The following is a 17,579-nucleotide window of genomic DNA, read 5'->3' as shown; positions in this document are numbered from 1 at the left end:
AATGAGCAGATCACTTTCCATCGCCCTGGCCCAGTTGAACCTGCTGGTCGGCGACATTGAAGGCAACACCGAACGCATGTTGCAAATCGTGCAGGAGCAGCAGAAGGCGGGAGCCGATCTGGTCATGTTCACCGAACTGGCGCTGTCCGGTTATCCGCCGGAAGATCTGCTGTATCGCAATGACTTCTACCAGCGCTGCGATGCGCAGCTGCTGCGTCTGCAGCAGGCCTCCGCCGAGACGGTGATCCTGGTCGGCCACCCGTGGCGCGAAGGCGACAAGCTGTACAACGCGCTGTCGCTGTTCGCCGAGGGCCGCCTGCTGACCCGCTACTTCAAGCAGCAGTTGCCGAACTACGGCGTGTTCGATGAGAAGCGCTATTTCCACGCCGGCAACGACACCTGCGTGGTGGAGCTGAAAGGCTACCGTCTGGGGCTGCTGATCTGCGAAGATCTGTGGTTCCCTGAGCCGATCGACGCCGCCAAGGCGGCCGGTGCGGAGATTATCCTGTCGATCAACGCCTCGCCGTATAACCGCGAAAAGCCGTATATCCGCAAAACGCTGATGGCCGGCCACTGCCAGCGCACTCAGCTGCCGCTAGTGTACCTCAACCAGGTCGGCGGCCAGGATGAGCTGATCTTCGACGGCTGCTCCAAGGTCTTCGACGCCGCCGGCACCATGACTCACCGTCTGGCGGCCTTCGACGAGCAGGTGACCCGCCTGGAATTCAACGATCTGGCCGTGGTGCCGATGGCCGATCCGGCCGCTGAGCTGCCGCAGCTGGCGCAGGTGTACCAGGCGCTGGTGCTGGCGGTGCGCGACTACGTGACCAAAAACGGCTTTAAAGGCGCGGTGCTGGGCCTGTCCGGCGGCATCGACTCGGCGCTGACGCTGGCGATCGCCGTGGATGCGCTGGGCAAAGACAAGGTGCAGGCGCTGATGATGCCGTTCCGCTATACCGCGGATATCAGCATCGCCGACGCCAAAGAAGAGGCGGAAATCCTTGGCGTGGAGTTCGATATCGTCTCCATCGAGCCGATGTTCGATGCCTTTATGGGCCAGCTGTCGCCGATGTTCGCCGGCACCGAGCGCGACACCACCGAAGAGAACCTGCAGGCGCGTTGCCGTGGGGTGGTGCTGATGGCGCTGTCCAACAAACGCCGCAGCATCGTGCTGACCACCGGCAACAAGAGCGAAATGGCGGTGGGTTACGCCACGCTGTACGGCGATATGGCCGGCGGTTTCGACGTGCTGAAAGACGTGCCGAAAACGCTGGTGTTCAAGCTGTCCGAATACCGTAATACCGTCTCCTACGTGATCCCGCAGCGGGTGATCGATCGTCCGCCGTCCGCCGAGCTGGCGCCGGATCAGGTCGATCAGGACAGCCTGCCGCCGTACGATATCCTGGATGCGATCCTGGAAGGTTACGTCGAGCGCGACAAGTCGGTCGCCGATCTGGTGGCCGAAGGGTTCGATGAAGCGATCGTGCGCAAGGTGATCCGCCTGGTGGACATCAACGAATACAAGCGGCGTCAGGCCGCCGTCGGGCCGCGCATCACCGCCCGTAACTTCGGCAAAGACCGCCGCTACCCCATCACATCCGGTTTTGGCCGCAAAAATTGGTAAAAGGAAAGAAGATGAAAAAGATCGACGCGATTATCAAGCCGTTCAAACTGGATGACGTCCGCGAAGCGCTGGCCGAAGTGGGCATCACCGGCATGACGGTCACCGAAGTCAAAGGCTTCGGCCGCCAAAAGGGCCACACCGAGCTGTACCGCGGCGCCGAATACATGGTCGATTTTCTGCCTAAGGTGAAGATCGAGATCGTGGTTGCCGACGACATCGTCGACACCTGCGTGGAAACCATTATGCAAACCGCGCAGACCGGCAAGATCGGCGACGGCAAAATCTTCGTCTTCGACGTGGCGCGCGTGGTGCGTATCCGTACCGGCGAGCAGGACGAAGAAGCGATCTGATCCTCGCAAGGGTCCTCGGCCATCAGGGCGCAGCGTGCTGCGCCCTTGTCATTTCTGTTCCCCGCACATCGCACTTCTTCGCCTCATTGTTTCCCCCATTTTTGCCTGTCGGCATTCTAAAAAAGCGAACGCTATCGCGTTTTTGATACTTTTCCCGATCGCTTCATGGCCGGCGTCTACACTCAACGCAATGTTTTTGCTTGAGGAATCACCCCCATGATGACGTTACGCCAAATCCGCCACTTCATTGCAGTGGCGGAAACCGGGTCGATCTCCGCCGGCGCCCAGGCGGTGTTTGTCTCCCAGTCTTCACTGACGCTGGCGATCCAGCAGCTGGAAACCGAGATCGGCGTGCGGCTGTTCGATCGCCACGCCAAGGGCATGACGCTGACCCATCAGGGGCACCAGTTCTTGCGCCAGTCGTATCTGATCCTGGCGACGGTGGACAACGCCAAGCGCAGCCTGCAGATCGGCACCGAGAGCCTGACCGGCAAGCTGACCGTTGGCGTCACCAGCCTGGTGGCCGGTTACTTCCTGGTGGAACTGCTCACGCGCTTTAAATCGGCCTATCCCAACGTCACTGTGCAGGTGGTTGAAGACGAGCGCCCGTATATCGAGCATCTGCTGGTCAGCGGCGAGATCGACATCGGCGTGCTGATCCTGTCGAACATCGAAGACCGCGATGCGCTGCAGACTGAGGTGCTGATGCACTCGCCGTATCGCCTGTGGCTGCCGCCGCTGCACCCGCTGCTGGATCACGAGAGCATTAGCCTGGCGGACGTGGCCAAACAGCCGCTGATCCAGCTCAACGCCGATGAAATGGACGTGCACGCGCGGCGTATCTGGTCGCGCGCCGGGCTGAAGCCGGAGATCGCCATGAAAACCGCCTCGACCGAGGCGGTGCGCAGCCTGGTGGCGGCGGGGATGGGGGTGTCTATCCAGCCGGACATGGCGTATCGCGCCTGGTCGCTGGAGGGCAACATGATCGAGGCGCGCAAGCTGGACGATCTGCTGGAGCCGCTGGATATCGGGCTGGCGTGGCGGCGCGGCAGCGCGCGGCCGGAGCTGGTGACGCCGTTCCTGACCATTGCGCGCGAGAACGGCAGCAAGCACGCCGCCGGGCTTAAGCATTCGATTTAATCGAACGCGGCGTTCAGTATTTAGAATTTGTTGCCCGCCAGAGGCTCGCTTAGGCTGATTAAAACTAACTTATTCACATTTGGTTAACGTTTTTGTCACTTAGGGGCGTCAGGCGATGGCAGATGTGCAGGTTCTCTCGGGTTTGTCCTGTCAGCAGTTCATTAACGGTCAGCTTATCGACGGCGAAGGCCAGCAGGAGTGCATTGTCAATCCGGCCAACGGCGAGACGCTGATCGCCCTGACCGAAGCCTCTGCGGCGCAGGTCAGCAGCGCGGTGAAAGCCGCGCAGCAGGCGTTCGGCCACTGGTCGCGCACCACGCCAGGCCAGCGCGCCGCCTTATTGCTGCGCATCGCCGACGCCATCGAGCGGCAGGCACCGCAGCTGGCGCAGCTGGAAGCCCTCAACTGCGGCAAACCGCTGCATCAGGCGCTCAATGACGATCTGCCGGCGGCGGTCGACGTGTTCCGCTTCTTCGCCGGCGCGGTGCGCACGCAGCAAGGGCAGCTGGCCGGCGAGTATGTGCCGGGCCACACCTCGATGATCCGCCGCGATCCGGTCGGCGTAGTGGCCTCGATCGCCCCCTGGAACTATCCGCTGATGATGGCGGCGTGGAAGATCGCGCCGGCGCTGGCGGCGGGCAATACCGTGGTGTTTAAACCCTCCGAACATACGCCGCTGACCATTCTGGCGCTGGTGCCGGCGCTGCAGGAGATCCTGCCGCCGGGCGTGCTGAACATTGTCTACGGCGGCGGTGAAGGGGTCGGCAGCCAACTGGTAGGGCACCCGCAGGTGCGGCTGGTGTCGGTCACCGGCGATATCGTCACCGGGCAAAAAATTCTTCAGGCGGCGGCCAAAAGCGTCAAGCGCACCCACCTGGAACTGGGGGGCAAGGCGCCGGTGATCGTCTGCGACGACGCCGATCTCGACGAGGTGGTCAACGGCATTCGCACCTACGGCTATTACAACGCCGGCCAGGACTGCACCGCCGCCTGCCGCATCTACGCGCAGGCCGGCATCTATCCCAAACTGGTGGACGCGCTAGGCGAGGCGGTCGCCAGCCTGCGCTTCGCCCGCAAGCGCGATCAGGACAACGAGATCGGCCCGTTGATAAGTAGCCGCCAGCGCGATCGCGTCGCCAGCTTTGTCGAGCGGGCGCTCAGCCAACCGCATATCGAATTGATCACCGGCGCCGCGGCCCACTCCGGGCCGGGGTTCTACTACCAGCCGACCCTGTTGGCGGGTTGCCTGCAAAGCGACGAGATCGTGCAGCGCGAGGTGTTCGGCCCGGTGGTCAGCGTCACGCGCTTCGAGCACCTGGAGCAGGCGGTCGAGTGGGCCAACGACTCGGAATACGGGCTGGCTTCGTCGGTGTGGACGCAAAATATCGACCGGGCGCTGCACATCGCCGCCCATCTGCAATATGGCAGCACCTGGATCAATACCCATTTCACCTTGGCGAGCGAGATGCCGCACGGCGGCCTGAAACGCTCCGGCTACGGCAAGGATCTGTCCAGCGATTCGCTGCAGGATTACAGCGTTGTCAGGCACGTTATGGCGAAGTTCAAAGCCAGCTTCTAACGGTTATATCAAGAAAAATCAGGCGGCAGCCGTTCCCTGCCGCACACCGATAAGCAACACAGGGGTAATTACGATGGGAAAAACTACCGCAGTCACCACCACCGTCTCCGCGCTCTGCCTCACCGTGCTGTGCGGCCTGGCCCAGGCGGCCGATCTGCCGCAGTCGCTGGGCAAAGGCGAAGGCCGGCTGGATATCATCGCCTGGCCCGGCTACATCGAACGCGGCCAGTCCGACAAAAACTACGACTGGGTCACCCAGTTTGAAAAGCAAACCGGCTGCGCGGTGAACGTGAAGACCGCCGCCACTTCCGATGAAATGGTCAGCCTGATGGCCAAGGGCGGCTACGATCTGGTGACCGCCTCCGGCGACGCCTCGCTGCGTCTGATCTTCGGCAAGCGGGTGCAGCCGATCAACACCGCGCTGATCCCGAACTGGAAGAACATCGATCCGCGCTTGCTGAACGGCGCCTGGTACACCGTGGACGGCAAAACCTACGGCACGCCGTATCAGTGGGGGCCGAACCTGCTGATGTACAACACCAAAACCTTCCCGACGCCGCCGGACAGCTGGGCGGTGATCTTCCAGCAGCAGAACCTGCCGGACGGCAAGAGCAACCAGGGGCGGGTGCAGGCCTACGACGGCCCGATCTACATCGCCGACGCGGCGCTGTTCCTGAAGGCCACCCAGCCGCAGCTCGGCATCAGCGATCCTTACCAGCTCAACGAAGAGCAGTACCAGGCGGCGCTGAAACTGCTGCGTAGCCAGCACGCGCTGATCCACCGCTACTGGCACGATACCTCGGTGCAGATGAGCGACTTTAAAAACGAAGGCGTGGTGGCCTCCAGCGCCTGGCCGTATCAGGCCAACGCCCTGAAGGGCGAAGGGCAGCCGATCGCCACCGTGTTCCCGAAAGAGGGCGTGACCGGCTGGGCGGACACCACCATGCTGCATGCCGACGCCAAACACCCGAGCTGCGCCTACCAGTGGATGAACTGGTCGCTGGAGCCGAAGGTGCAGGGCGACGTGGCGGCCTGGTTCGGTTCGGTGCCGGCTTCGCCGGCGGGCTGCAAGGCCAGCGCGCTGCTGGGTGAGAAGGGCTGCGAAACCAACGGCTTTAACCAGTTCGACAAAATCGCCTTCTGGAAAACGCCGCAGGCGCAGGGCGGCAAGTTCGTGCCGTACAGCCGCTGGACCCAGGATTACATCGCCATCATGGGCGGCCGCTAAGCCGCGGGGCGCAGCCCGCTGCGCCCGAATTACATCAGTATGGAGCACAGAAAATGACCATTGCCGTGCAATTCATCGATGTTTCGCGGACTTTCGGCGATGTTCGCGCCGTGGATCGGGTATCCATCGACATTCAGGACGGGGAATTCTTCTCCATGCTCGGGCCGTCCGGCTCGGGCAAAACCACCTGCCTGCGCCTGATCGCCGGCTTTGAACAGCTCACTTCCGGCTCGATTCGCATCCACGGCCAGGAAGCCGCCAACCTGCCGCCGTACCAGCGCGACGTGAACACCGTGTTTCAGGATTATGCGCTGTTCCCGCACATGTCGGTGCTGGAAAACGTCGCCTACGGCCTGATGGTGAAGGGCGTCGCCAAACGCGAGCGGCTGGCGCGGGCGCAAGAGGCGCTGGAGAGCGTGGCGCTCGGTTTCGTCGCCGAACGCAAGCCGGCGCACCTGTCGGGCGGCCAGCGGCAGCGCGTGGCGTTGGCGCGCGCGCTGGTCAATCGGCCGCGGGTGCTGCTGCTGGACGAACCGCTCGGCGCGCTGGATCTCAAGCTGCGCGAGCAGATGCAGGGCGAGCTGAAGAAGCTGCAGCGCCAGCTGGGCATCACCTTTATCTTCGTCACCCACGATCAAAGCGAAGCGCTGTCGATGTCCGATCGGGTGGCGGTGTTCAATAACGGCCGCATCGAACAGGTGGATACGCCGCGCGAGCTTTACATGCGGCCGAAGACGCCGTTCGTCGCCGAGTTCGTCGGCACCTCCAACGTGGTGCGCAGCGAGCTGGCGCAGCGTCTGCTCGGCGAAAGCCGGACCTTCTCGATTCGGCCGGAACATATCCGCCTGCTGGAGCAAGGCGGCGCGGCGCAGGACGAGATCCAGGTGCAGGGCACGCTGCAGGAAATCCATTACCAGGGCGCGGCCACGCGGTATGAGATCGCGCTGAACGGCGGCGAAAAGCTGCTGGTCAGCCAGGCCAATCCGCAGTGGATCGCCGCAGGGCAACAGCGGCAGATCGGCCAGCCGATTGTCGCCTGCTGGCCGCGCGCGGCGATGGTGCCGCTGCTGGAGGAGAGGTGAGATGGACATGAGCATCGATTCCCCCTCGGCGCGCGGCGGTAGCGTGCGCGCGCTGTCGACCTGGCTTTATCGCCGGCCGACGTTGTACCTGCTGCTGTTGCTGGTGCCGCCGCTGCTGTGGTTTGGCGCGGTGTACCTCGGTTCGCTGCTGACGCTGCTGTGGCAGGGTTTTTACACCTTCGACGATTTCACCATGGCGGTGACGCCGGATCTGACTTTCGCCAACCTGGCGGCGCTGTTCAACCCGGCCAACTACGACATCATCCTGCGCACGCTGACCATGGCGGTGCTGGTGTCGCTGGCCAGCGCGGCGCTGGCGTTCCCGATCGCCTATTACATGGCGCGCTACACCAGCGGCCGCGTCAAAGCGTTCTTTTACATCGCGGTGATGATGCCGATGTGGGCCAGCTATATCGTCAAAGCCTATGCCTGGACTCTGCTGTTGGCGAAAGACGGCGTGGCGCAGTGGTTCCTGCAGCACCTGGGGCTGGAGCCGCTGTTGGCTTCGCTGCTGACGGTGCCCGGCGTCGGCGGCAACACGCTGTCGACCTCGGGCCTGGGGCGTTTTCTGGTGTTCGTCTATATCTGGCTGCCGTTCATGATCCTGCCGATCCAGGCGGCGCTGGAGCGCCTGCCGCCCTCGCTGCTGCATGCCTCGGCGGATTTGGGCGCCCGGCCGGCACAAACCTTCCGTCACATCATTTTGCCGCTGGCGGTACCGGGCATCGCCGCCGGGTCGATCTTCACCTTCTCGCTGACGCTGGGCGACTTTATCGTGCCGCAGCTGGTGGGGCCGCCGGGCTATTTCATCGGCAGCATGGTGTACGCCCAGCAGGGCGCGATCGGCAATATGCCGATGGCCGCGGCCTTTACGCTGGTGCCGATCGTCCTGATCGCCATCTACCTTTCCATCGTCAAACGTCTGGGGGCCTTCGATGCACTCTGAACGCGCGCCCTTAGGGCTGAAGCTGGCCGCCTGGGGCGGACTTGTCTTCCTGCATTTCCCGTTGGCGATCATCGCCATCTACGCCTTCAACACCGAGGACGCGGCCTTCAGCTTCCCGCCGAAGGGCTTCACGCTGCACTGGTTTAACGTCGCCGCCGGACGGCAGGACATCATCGATGCGGTGCTGCTGTCGGCGCAGATCGCCTGCCTGGCGACCGCCATCGCGCTGGTGCTCGGCACCCTGGCGGCGGCGGCGCTCTATCGGCGCGATTTCTTCGGCAAGGACAGCATTTCGCTGCTGCTGCTGCTGCCGATCGCGCTGCCGGGGATTGTCACCGGCCTGGCGCTGCTGGCGGCGTTCAAGGCGCTGAACATCGAGCCGGGCATCCTGACCATCGTCGTCGGCCATGCGACTTTCTGCGTGGTGATCGTGTTCAACAACGTCATCGCCCGGTTCCGCCGCACCTCATACAGCCTGATCGAGGCTTCGATGGACCTCGGTGCCGACGGGTGGCAAACCTTCCGCTATGTGATCCTGCCGAACCTCGGCTCGGCGCTGCTGGCCGGCGGCATGCTGGCGTTCGCGCTGTCGTTCGATGAAATCATCGTGACCACCTTTACCGCCGGCCACGAGCGCACGCTGCCGCTGTGGCTGTTGAACCAGCTCGGTCGCCCGCGCGACGTGCCGATCACCAACGTGGTGGCGCTGTCGGTGATGCTGTTGACCATGCTGCCGATCCTCGGCGCTTACTACCTGACCAAAGGTGGGGAAAGCGTCGCCGGCAGCGGCAAATAATTTCCTTACCCGACCTCTGATAAAAGGATAACCCTATGCAAAGCCAACTGTTGATTGACGGCCAACTGGTGAATGGCCAGGGCGCGACCCAGCCGGTGTATAACCCGGCGACCGGCGAAGTGATCGCGCAGGTGGCGGAGGCCAGCCCGGAGCAGGTCGATCGCGCGGTGCTGGCGGCAGACGCCGCGTTCGCCGCCTGGGGGCAAACCACGCCGAAAGAGCGCGCCGAGCATCTGCTCAAGCTGGCGGATCTGATCGACGAGCATGCCGAGACCTTCGCCAGGCTGGAGTCGCTCAACTGTGGCAAGCCTTATCACTGCGTGCTGAACGACGAGCTGCCGGCGGTGGCCGACGTGTTTCGCTTCTTCGCCGGTGCCAGCCGCTGCCTGACCGGCATGGCGGCCGGCGAGTATCTGGCCGGGCACACCTCGATGATCCGCCGCGATCCGCTCGGCGTGGTGGCCTCGATCGCGCCGTGGAACTACCCGCTGATGATGGCGGCCTGGAAACTGGCGCCAGCGTTGGCGGCGGGCAACTGCGTGGTGATCAAGCCTTCGGAGCAGACGCCGCTGACCACCTTCAAACTGGCCGAACTGGCCGCCGGGTTGTTCCCGCCGGGCGTGCTCAACGTGCTGTTCGGCCGCGGCGCCAGCGTCGGCGATCGGCTGACCGGGCATGACAAGGTGCGCATGGTGTCGCTGACCGGGTCGATCGCCACCGGCGAGCACATCATCGCCCACACCGCCGCCGGCATTAAGCGCACCCATATGGAGCTGGGCGGTAAGGCGCCGGTGCTGGTGTTCGACGACGCCGATTTGCAACAGGTGGTAGAAGGCATTCGCGGCTTCGGGTTCTACAACGCCGGGCAGGATTGCACCGCCGCCTGCCGCATCTACGCGCAGAAAAGCATTTATCCCGAGCTGGTGAAGCGGCTGGGCGAGGCGGTGGCCAGCCTGAAGATCGGCGCGCCGGACGATGAGAGCACCGAACTGGGGCCGTTGATTACCGCCCAGCATCTGGAGCGGGTCGCCGGTTTCGTCGAGCGAGCCAAAGCGTTGCCGCACGTGCAGGTAGTGACCGGCGGCGAGAAGGTGAAGGGGCCGGGCTACTATTTCCAGCCGACGCTGCTGGCTGGCGCGCGCCAGGAAGATGAGATCGTGCAGCGCGAAGTGTTCGGCCCGGTGGTGACGGTGACGCCGTTCGACGACGAAGAGCAGGTGCTGGCCTGGGCGAACGAATCCAACTACGGGTTGGCCTCGTCCGTGTGGACCCGCGACGTGGGCCGCGCGCATCGCTTAAGCGCCCGCCTGCAATACGGCTGTACCTGGGTGAATACCCACTTCATGCTGGTGAGCGAGATGCCGCACGGCGGCCAGAAACTGTCCGGCTACGGCAAGGATATGTCGATGTACGGGCTGGAGGATTACACGGCCATTCGTCATGTGATGTTCAAACATTGATTTTACAATAATTATCCGCACAATAGCGCGGCCTTTGGGCCGGCCCCGGCCGGCCGATGATAATAATATTCCCCTATGCATTTCAGGCGGCAACGCCGCAATTTGACGTGCGACGGGGAAAAATTGAAAGGAAGCCTATATGGGTATCACCCGACGCGATTTTCTCAACGGGGTGGCGATCACCATCGCCGCCGGGTTGACGCCGCTGCAAATCCTGCGCGCGTCACCGCAAACCGCCAATCAAACCCTGTACTACCCGCCGGCGCTGACCGGGCTACGGGGTAACCATCCGGGCTCGTTCGAGCATGCGCATCAACTGGGGCGCGACGGAAAAACCTTTGACTTCGGCAGCGTGCCCGCCGTTGAAGAGTTCGATCTGGTGGTGGTGGGCGCCGGCATCAGCGGCCTGGCGGCCGCCTGTTTCTGGCAGCAGCTGAAGGGCGAGCAGCAGCGCATTCTGCTGATCGACAACCATGACGACTTCGGCGGCCACGCCAAGCGCAACGAATTCAACAGCGACGACGGCATGTTGCTCGGCTACGGCGGCAGCGAATCGCTGCAGTCGCCGCGTTCCAACTTCAGCCCGGTGGCGATGGGGCTGCTGCGCAAGATCGGCGTCGATATCGATCGGTTGGAGCAGGCTTTTGACACCAATTTCTATCCGGATCTGAACCTGAGCCGCGGCGTTTATTTCGATCGCAAAAACTTCGGCGTCGATAAGGTGGTGAGCGGCGATCCGGGCCGCACGGTGGCGGACGATATTCCGCGCGATCGCCTCAACGGGCGGCCTTACGCAGAGTTCATCGGCGATTTCCCGCTGCCGGAAAGCGACCGCCAGGCGCTGATCGCGCTGCATACGGTGGAGAAAGATTATCTGCCGGAGATGACGCTGGAGCAGAAGGTCGAATGGCTCGACACCCACAGCTACACCCAGTTCCTGCGTGAGAAGGTTGGGCTGAGCGAGCTGGCGATCCGCTACTTCCAGCAGACCACCAACGATTTCCAGGCGGTGGGCATCGACGGCACCTCGTGCAGCGATGCGCGCATCTGCGATCTGCCGGGCCTCGGCGGCATGAATCTGCCGCCGCTGGACGAAGAATCGCAGGCGGATCTCGACGATCCTTATGTGTTCCATTTCCCGGACGGCAACGCCACGCTGGCGCGCCTGATGGTGCGCAAGCTGATCCCGGCGGTGGCGCCGGCCGGCAAGGACATGGACGACGTGGTGCTGGCCAAATTCGACTACAGCCAGCTCGATCGGCCGGAGTCGCCGGTGAAGCTGCGTTTGAACAGCACCGGGCTGCACGCGGCCAACGTCGGCGACAAGGTGGAAGTCACCTATATGACCGGCGAGAAGATGACCAAGGTGCGCGCGGGCCAGGTGGTGATGGCAGGCTACAACATGATGATCCCGTATCTGGTGCCGGAGATGTCGCACGAGCAGCAGGAGGCGTTGAAGCAGAACGTCAAGTCGCCGCTGGTGTACAGCAAGGTGGTGATCCGCAACTGGCAGCCGTTCATTAAGCTGGGCGTGCACGAGATCTACTCGCCGGCCGCACCGTACAGCCGCGTGAAGCTGGATTATCCGGTGAGCATGGGCGGCTACCAGCACCCGCGCGATCCGGATCGGCCAATCGGCCTGCATATGGTGTATGTGCCGACGCTGCCGGGCAGCGGCCTCAGCCCGCGCGAGCAGTCGCGCAAAGGGCGCGCGCTGCTGCTGGGCACGCCGTTTGAGGTGCACGAGCAGATGATCCGCGAACAGCTGCAGGGCATGCTGGGCGAGGCCGGTTTCGATCATCAGCGCGATATTCAGGCGATCACCGTCAACCGCTGGTCGCACGGTTACTCCTACTTCCTCAACGGGCTGTTTGACGATGAAGAAGAAGCTAAGAAAATCATCGAAACGGCGCGGCAGCCGATCGGCAAGATTGTTATCGCCAACTCCGATGCTGACTGGAGCCCGTACGCCAACTCGGCGATCGACCAGGCGTGGCGCGCGGTTAACGAACTGGCCTACGGCAAGGTTGCCGCCAAGGAGGGAGCATGAGTCTGCGTTCGCTGTACCTGTTGAGCCTGCTGGCGGCCGGCGGTTCGGCCCAGGCGATGTCAGCCGGGGAATACGTCGCCAAAGCCGGTGATTGCACCGCCTGCCACACCGCGCCGGGCGGCGCCGAATTGGCGGGCGGCATGAAATTCCCGACGCCGCTCGGGGCCATCTACGCCACCAACATCACGCCGGACAAGCTGCACGGCATCGGCGCCTATTCGTTTGAAGAATTCGATCGCGCCATGCGCCAGGGGGTTGCCAAAGACGGTCACCGGCTCTACCCGGCGATGCCGTACACCTCGTACGCCAAAATGAGCGCGGAAGACATGCGTGCGCTGTATGACTATCTGATGAACGAGGTGCCGGCGCAGAACGTCGCCAACCGCGCCAGCGACATCAGCTGGCCGCTGTCGATGCGCTGGCCGCTGGCGGTGTGGAACCAGCTGTTCCACGACGACCAGCCGTATCAGGCGGATCCGCAGCAGAGCGCCGAGTGGAACCGCGGCGCCTACCTGGTGCAGGGTGCCGGCCACTGCGGCAGCTGCCACACGCCGCGCGGCTGGGCGATGCAGGAGAAGGGGCTGGATGGCAAGGAAACGGTGTTCCTGAGCGGCGCCGAACTCGACGGCTGGTACGCTTCCAATCTGCGCGGCATGCCGCCGGAAGAGGTGACGGCGCTGCTGAAAACCGGCCGCAGCCGCCATGCGGCGGTCGCCGGGCCGATGAGCGAGGTGGTGACCCACAGTACGCAGTACCTCAGCGACGGCGATCTGAACGCCATCGCGGTGTACCTGCGCAGCCTGGCGCCGGAAAGCGTCGCCAAACCTGCCTCATCTGCTGCGCAGGCGGATAATCCGGGCGGCAAGGCGACCTATGCGATGTACTGCTCGACCTGCCACGGCAACCAGGGCGAGGGCACCGACTTCGCCATTCCGGCGCTGGCGGGCAACGCCACGGTGACGGCGGACAATCCGCTGACCGCGCTGCGGGTGGTGCTGGAAGGGGCGCATACGCCGACCACGCAACAGACGATGGCGTTCGACATGCCGGCTTACGGCTGGGCGTTGAACGACCGGCAGGCGGCCGATCTGATGAGCTATCTGCGGGGAAGCTGGGGCAACCAGGCGGCGCCGGTGACGGTGCAGCAGGTGCAGGACGCGCGCAAACTGCAGGAGAAATGAAGGGGGAGCGCGGTCTGACGGCCGCGCTCCGCAAGCATTACAGCACCTTATGCGGGCCGAAGCATTCGTAGTGGATGCGTTCGGCCTCTACGCCCATCTCCAGCAGCTGTTTACCCACGAACTGCATGAAGGCTACCGGGCCGCAGAAGTAATAGTGCATCTGCGGATCGGCCAGGCTGCCCCGCAGCGCGCTCAAATCCATCAATCCGCGGTTGTGGTAATCGCGGCCTTCCACGTCATCGGCGCTCGGCTCGCGGTACCACACATGGCGGTTCAGATTCGGCATGCGCCCGGCAATATCCGCCACTTCATCGGCAAAGGCGTGCACGTCGCCGTTTTCCGCCGCGTGCAGCCAGTGGACCTGCGCCTGATGCTGGTTGTCGTGCAGGGTGTTGAGCATGCCGAGCATCGGGGTTTGGCCGACGCCGGCGGAGATCAGCGCCACCGGCGTAGTCGGCGCCACGTCGAGGAAGAAGTCGCCGTGCGGCGGGGCGATGTAGATCACGTCGCCTTCCTGCGCCTGCTGATGCAGGTAGTTGGACACTTTACCCTGATCTTCACGCTTTACCGCGATGCGGTAGAACTCGCCGTTCGGCGAGGTGGTCAGCGAATACTGGCGAATTTCCTGATGCTCCAGGCTGTCGTGCTTGATGTAGACCGCCAGATACTGCCCCGGTTTGAAGTCCGCCACCCGGCCGCCGTCCACCGGCGCCAGCACGAAGCTGCAGATCACGTCGCTCTGCGGCTGCTTCTTCAGAATGCGGAACGCGCGCAGATCGCGCCAGCCGCCGTTATCGGTTTCGCTCTGCTGATAAATCTGCTCTTCACGCTGAATAAACACGTTGGCCAGCACGCCGTAGGCTTTGCCCCAGGCGTCCAGCACTTCCTGACCCGGGCTGAACATCTCGTCCAGCGTTGCCAGCAGGTGGCCGCCGACGATGTTGTACTGCTCCGGCTGAATATTGAAGCTGGTGTGCTTCTGCGCGATGCGCTCCACCGCCGGCAGCAGCGCCGCCAGGTTCTCGATGTTGGCGGCATAGGCGCAGATGGCGTCGAACAGCGCCTGACGCTGATCGCCGTTGCGCTGATTGCTCATGTTGAAAATGTCTTTCAATTCCGGGTTGTGCGCGAACATGCGATCGTAAAAGTGGGCGGTCAGCTTCGGCCCGGTTGCAGCCAGCAGGGGAATGGTGGATTTCACGGTGGCGATGGTTTGGCTATCCAGCATGGGAGCGCTCCTTGGGTTGGGCTCTTGACGAGAATTTTAATGATGTATTTTAAATGCATCTTATTGGGTTCCGCGTCTCTTGTAAATGCCCTTGTTTTCGTTGCGGTGTTCTTCAGGCGTCGATCGTGTTCACAGAACATGAAAAAAGCGCATTGTTCGCATGAGGAAATGTCCGTTGATAAACGGGGACATTTCGCGGATCAAAGCCTTGCGCTGCCTTATGCCAATCGTTTGCGTAAAAACCTCTGTCAAGACCTATCTTCGGTGGGGGGAAACGGTTTACACTGTGGCCCAGAACCCAAACGGGTAGTTATTTGGTGATTTTTTAGTTAGCTGATTTAAGTCAGGAGATGCCGGATGTTAAAGCGTGAAATGAACATTGCCGATTACGATGCTGAACTGTGGCGCGCCATGGAGCAGGAAGTGGTGCGTCAGGAAGAGCACATCGAGCTGATCGCGTCTGAGAACTACACCAGCCCGCGCGTGATGCAGGCTCAGGGTTCCCAGCTGACCAACAAATACGCTGAAGGCTATCCGGGCAAGCGTTACTACGGCGGCTGCGAATACGTGGATATCGTTGAACAGCTGGCTATCGATCGCGCCAAAGAATTGTTCGGCGCCGATTACGCCAACGTGCAGCCGCACTCAGGCTCCCAGGCTAACTTCGCCGTGTACACCGCGCTGCTGCAGCCGGGCGACACCATTCTGGGCATGAACCTGGCGCACGGCGGTCACCTGACCCACGGTTCCCCGGTCAACCTGTCCGGCAAGCTGTATAACGTGGTGCCTTACGGCATCGACGACAAAGGTCAAATCGACTATGACGATCTGGCCAAACAGGCGCAGACCCACAAGCCGAAAATGATCATCGGCGGCTTCTCCGCTTACTCCGGCGTGGTTGACTGGGCCAAAATGCGCGAAATCGCCGACAGCATCGGCGCTTACCTGTTCGTCGACATGGCGCACGTAGCGGGTCTGATCGCCGCCGGCGTGTACCCGAACCCGGTGCCGCACGCGCACATCGTCACTACCACCACCCACAAAACCCTGGCGGGTCCGCGCGGCGGTCTGATCCTGGCGAAGGGCGGCGACGAAGAGCTGTACAAGAAGCTGAACTCTGCCGTGTTCCCTGGCGGCCAGGGCGGCCCGCTGATGCACGTGATCGCCGGCAAGGCGGTGGCGCTGAAAGAAGCGATGGAGCCTGAGTTCAAGGTTTACCAGCAGCAAGTGGCGGTCAACGCCAAGGCGATGGTGGAAGTGTTCCTGCAGCGCGGCTACAAAGTGGTCTCCGGCGGCACCCATAACCACCTGTTCCTGCTGGATCTGGTCGACAAAAACCTGACCGGTAAAGAAGCTGACGCCGCCCTGGGCCGCGCCAACATCACCGTCAACAAAAACAGCGTGCCGAACGATCCGAAGAGCCCGTTCGTCACCTCCGGCGTGCGTATCGGCACCCCGGCCGTGACTCGTCGCGGCTTCAAAGAAGCCGACGTGCGCGAGCTGGCCGGTTGGATCTGCGATGTGCTGGACAACATCAACGATGAAGCCACCATCGAACGCACCAAGAAGAAAGTGCTGGATATTTGCGCCCGCCTGCCGGTTTACGCCTAATCCCGCTTTCGCCTGAAAAAACCCGCTGCGGCGGGTTTTTTTATGGCCGCTTGCGGCAAACTGTGAACTGTTTGGCACTCTAATGCATTGAAGTGGAATGAAGATTGCCGGGCGGTGTGAGCTCTGTCAAAGTATTGCCCTCACACCGGAGGGATCATGGTTCTGCAATCAACGCGTTGGCTCGCTCTCAGTTATTTCACCTACTTCTTTTCCTATGGCATCTTCTTACCGTTCTGGGGCGTGTGGCTGAAAGGCGAGGGCATCGCGCCCGAAACCATCGGCATTTTACTCGGCGCCGGTCTGGTGGCCCGCTTCCTCGGTAGCTTGCTGATTGCTCCCCGCGTTAAAGATCCCTCTCATCTGGTCTCCGCCCTGCGCCTGTTGGCCCTGTTGACGTTGGCCTTCGCGGTCGGTTTCTGCTTCGGCAACGGTTGGGGTTGGCTGATGCTGGTGATCGCCGGTTTCAACCTGTTCTTTTCGCCGCTGGTGCCGCTGACCGACGCCCTGGCCGCCACCTGGCAGAAGCAAATCCGCATGGACTACGGCCGGGTGCGGCTGTGGGGTTCGCTGGCGTTCGTCATCGGCTCGGCGCTGACCGGCCAGCTGGTGGCGGTGTGGGGCCATAACGCCATTCTCTACAGCCTGATCCTCAGCGTGCTGGCGATGCTGCTGGGCATGCTGTTGAAGCCGAACGTTATGCCGCAGGGGGAAGCGCGCACGCACAGCGGGGACGAGCGTTCGCTGTGGGCGCTGCTGAAAGAAGGGCCGGTCTGGCGCTTCCTGCTGTGCGTCACGTTGCTGCAGGGGGCGCATGCCGGCTACTACAGCTTTGGCTCCATTTACTGGCAGGAGGCGGGTTATTCGGCCTCGACCATCGGCTATCTGTGGTCGCTGGGCGTGGTGGCGGAGGTGATTATTTTCGCCAGCAGCAACGTGCTGTTCCGCCGCTGGAATGCGCGCAACCTGTTGTTGCTCTCCGCCTGCTGCGGCGTGTTGCGCTGGAGCCTGATGGCCTACAGTACCGAACTGGGCTGGCTGCTGCTGATCCAGATCTTGCACTGCGGCACCTTCACCGTGTGCCACCTGGCGGCGATGCGCTTTATCGCCGCGCGTCAGGGGCAAGAGGTGATCCGGCTGCAGGCGGTGTATTCGGCGTTGGCGATGGGCGGCGGTATCGCCGTCATGACGGTGATCGCCGGGTTCCTGTTCGAACATTGGCAGGGTGGGGTATTCTGGGTGATGGCGGCGGTCGCGGCGCCGGCCTTGTTCATCCGGCCACCGGCGGTCAGCGTCAGCCGTTGATG

The 17,579-nt window shown here is 62.8% G+C and carries 14 protein-coding genes; 13 read left to right on the top strand and 1 reads right to left on the bottom strand.

Annotation, left to right across the window (positions count from 1 at the left end):
* Window position 1 precedes the first annotated feature (1 nt).
* The 11 genes from AAIE04_RS19745 (at window position 2) to AAIE04_RS19695 (ending at window position 13,436) form a co-directional block, all read left to right on the top strand.
* Entirely contained in the window at window positions 2-1,624 is a 1,623-nt protein-coding gene (locus AAIE04_RS19745) for an NAD+ synthase (protein WP_498577562.1), read from the top strand.
* Window positions 1,625-1,635: 11 nt separating this feature from the next.
* Entirely contained in the window at window positions 1,636-1,974 is a 339-nt protein-coding gene (glnB, locus tag AAIE04_RS19740; RefSeq protein ID WP_004847623.1) for a nitrogen regulatory protein P-II, read from the top strand.
* A 216-nt stretch (window positions 1,975-2,190) separates the two neighbouring features.
* Window positions 2,191-3,114: a LysR substrate-binding domain-containing protein gene (locus tag AAIE04_RS19735; protein ID WP_074055553.1), complete on the top strand. Its 924-nt coding sequence runs from the start codon at window positions 2,191-2,193 to the stop codon at window positions 3,112-3,114.
* Window positions 3,115-3,229: 115 nt separating this feature from the next.
* Window positions 3,230-4,693 (top strand): gamma-aminobutyraldehyde dehydrogenase, encoded by a 1,464-nt coding sequence (locus tag AAIE04_RS19730; RefSeq protein WP_498057121.1) that lies wholly within the window; start codon window positions 3,230-3,232, stop codon window positions 4,691-4,693.
* 73 nt (window positions 4,694-4,766) lie between these two features.
* On the top strand, window positions 4,767-5,921 hold the full coding sequence (gene ydcS / locus AAIE04_RS19725) for a putative ABC transporter substrate-binding protein YdcS (protein WP_019452335.1): 1,155 nt from the start codon (window positions 4,767-4,769) through the stop codon (window positions 5,919-5,921).
* A gap of 53 nt (window positions 5,922-5,974) precedes the next feature.
* The gene (locus AAIE04_RS19720; protein WP_019452336.1) at window positions 5,975-7,003 is read left to right on the top strand and encodes an ABC transporter ATP-binding protein; all 1,029 of its coding nucleotides are present in this window, start codon (window positions 5,975-5,977) and stop codon (window positions 7,001-7,003) included.
* 1 nt (window position 7,004) lies between these two features.
* Window positions 7,005-7,949, top strand: coding sequence for an ABC transporter permease (locus tag AAIE04_RS19715; protein ID WP_498577561.1), 945 nt, complete (start codon window positions 7,005-7,007; stop codon window positions 7,947-7,949).
* Window positions 7,939-8,745, top strand: a complete 807-nt coding sequence (locus AAIE04_RS19710; RefSeq protein WP_016929774.1) for an ABC transporter permease — start codon at window positions 7,939-7,941, stop codon at window positions 8,743-8,745. The genes AAIE04_RS19715 and AAIE04_RS19710 overlap by 11 nt, the downstream gene beginning before the upstream one ends.
* 35 nt (window positions 8,746-8,780) lie before the next feature.
* Window positions 8,781-10,205, top strand: a complete 1,425-nt coding sequence (patD, locus tag AAIE04_RS19705) for an aminobutyraldehyde dehydrogenase (RefSeq protein ID WP_019452338.1) — start codon at window positions 8,781-8,783, stop codon at window positions 10,203-10,205.
* 139 nt (window positions 10,206-10,344) lie between these two features.
* Window positions 10,345-12,255 (top strand): NAD(P)-binding protein, encoded by a 1,911-nt coding sequence (locus tag AAIE04_RS19700; protein ID WP_019452339.1) that lies wholly within the window; start codon window positions 10,345-10,347, stop codon window positions 12,253-12,255.
* Window positions 12,252-13,436, top strand: a complete 1,185-nt coding sequence (locus AAIE04_RS19695) for a c-type cytochrome (protein ID WP_498577560.1) — start codon at window positions 12,252-12,254, stop codon at window positions 13,434-13,436. Before AAIE04_RS19700 ends, AAIE04_RS19695 begins: the two co-directional genes overlap by 4 nt.
* A 37-nt stretch (window positions 13,437-13,473) precedes the next feature.
* Here the strand turns inward: AAIE04_RS19695 and hmpA are convergent, their stop codons facing one another.
* On the bottom strand, window positions 13,474-14,664 hold the full coding sequence (gene hmpA / locus AAIE04_RS19690; RefSeq protein WP_498577559.1) for an NO-inducible flavohemoprotein: 1,191 nt from the start codon (window positions 14,662-14,664) through the stop codon (window positions 13,474-13,476).
* A gap of 357 nt (window positions 14,665-15,021) precedes the next feature.
* Between hmpA and glyA the strand changes: the two genes are divergently transcribed.
* A complete protein-coding gene (gene glyA / locus AAIE04_RS19685; RefSeq protein ID WP_004941389.1) occupies window positions 15,022-16,275 on the top strand; it encodes a serine hydroxymethyltransferase in 1,254 nt (417 codons plus the stop codon).
* Window positions 16,276-16,431: 156 nt separating this feature from the next.
* On the top strand, window positions 16,432-17,577 hold the full coding sequence (locus AAIE04_RS19680; RefSeq protein WP_019452342.1) for a 3-phenylpropionate MFS transporter: 1,146 nt from the start codon (window positions 16,432-16,434) through the stop codon (window positions 17,575-17,577).
* The last annotated feature ends 2 nt before the right edge of the window (window positions 17,578-17,579 follow it).

This window comes from Serratia sp. Ae19-1 (genome assembly GCF_059801225.1).
This window is presented reverse-complemented; position numbering and strand designations above follow the sequence as displayed.

Bases quoted from the DNA above. Each gene is read 5' to 3' on its own strand.
- AAIE04_RS19745 (WP_498577562.1), top strand. From the start codon at position 2: ATGAGCAGATCACTTTCCATCGCCCTGGCCCAGTTGAACCTGCTGGTC.
- glnB (WP_004847623.1), top strand. From the start codon at position 1,636: ATGAAAAAGATCGACGCGATTATCAAGCCGTTCAAACTGGATGACGTC.
- AAIE04_RS19735 (WP_074055553.1), top strand. From the start codon at position 2,191: ATGATGACGTTACGCCAAATCCGCCACTTCATTGCAGTGGCGGAAACC.
- AAIE04_RS19730 (WP_498057121.1), top strand. From the start codon at position 3,230: ATGGCAGATGTGCAGGTTCTCTCGGGTTTGTCCTGTCAGCAGTTCATT.
- ydcS (WP_019452335.1), top strand. From the start codon at position 4,767: ATGGGAAAAACTACCGCAGTCACCACCACCGTCTCCGCGCTCTGCCTC.
- AAIE04_RS19720 (WP_019452336.1), top strand. From the start codon at position 5,975: ATGACCATTGCCGTGCAATTCATCGATGTTTCGCGGACTTTCGGCGAT.
- AAIE04_RS19715 (WP_498577561.1), top strand. From the start codon at position 7,005: ATGGACATGAGCATCGATTCCCCCTCGGCGCGCGGCGGTAGCGTGCGC.
- AAIE04_RS19710 (WP_016929774.1), top strand. From the start codon at position 7,939: ATGCACTCTGAACGCGCGCCCTTAGGGCTGAAGCTGGCCGCCTGGGGC.
- patD (WP_019452338.1), top strand. From the start codon at position 8,781: ATGCAAAGCCAACTGTTGATTGACGGCCAACTGGTGAATGGCCAGGGC.
- AAIE04_RS19700 (WP_019452339.1), top strand. From the start codon at position 10,345: ATGGGTATCACCCGACGCGATTTTCTCAACGGGGTGGCGATCACCATC.
- AAIE04_RS19695 (WP_498577560.1), top strand. From the start codon at position 12,252: ATGAGTCTGCGTTCGCTGTACCTGTTGAGCCTGCTGGCGGCCGGCGGT.
- hmpA (WP_498577559.1), bottom strand. From the start codon at position 14,664: ATGCTGGATAGCCAAACCATCGCCACCGTGAAATCCACCATTCCCCTG.
- glyA (WP_004941389.1), top strand. From the start codon at position 15,022: ATGTTAAAGCGTGAAATGAACATTGCCGATTACGATGCTGAACTGTGG.
- AAIE04_RS19680 (WP_019452342.1), top strand. From the start codon at position 16,432: ATGGTTCTGCAATCAACGCGTTGGCTCGCTCTCAGTTATTTCACCTAC.